The following is a 241-nucleotide window of genomic DNA, read 5'->3' on the forward strand; positions in this document are numbered from 1 at the left end:
GACCGCTTCGGCCTGGAACTCCTCCCCACGGTCCTCTTCGAGTGCCCCGACCTGACAACCTTCGCCGACCACCTGTGCGACAACCACGGCGCCGCCGTCGCACCCCCCACGGCGGAACTCGACCTCGAACGCGAACTGCGCCTCCTGGCCGCCGGATTCCTCCTGGTCGACGAATCCGATGTGGACATGCACGCGGAGCTGCTGGAGCTGGGCTTCGACTCGATCACGTTGACCGAGCTGG

General features: G+C 67.2%; 1 protein-coding gene. It reads left to right on the plus strand.

Annotated elements, in window-relative coordinates; genetic code table 11:
* Positions 1 to 241, plus strand: a 241-nt coding sequence (locus UO65_RS16405) for a phosphopantetheine-binding protein (protein ID WP_035283430.1), incomplete at both ends; no start/stop codon positions are given.

The organism is Actinokineospora spheciospongiae, from assembly GCF_000564855.1.
GTDB classification, from domain to species: Bacteria; Actinomycetota; Actinomycetes; order Mycobacteriales; family Pseudonocardiaceae; genus Actinokineospora; species Actinokineospora spheciospongiae.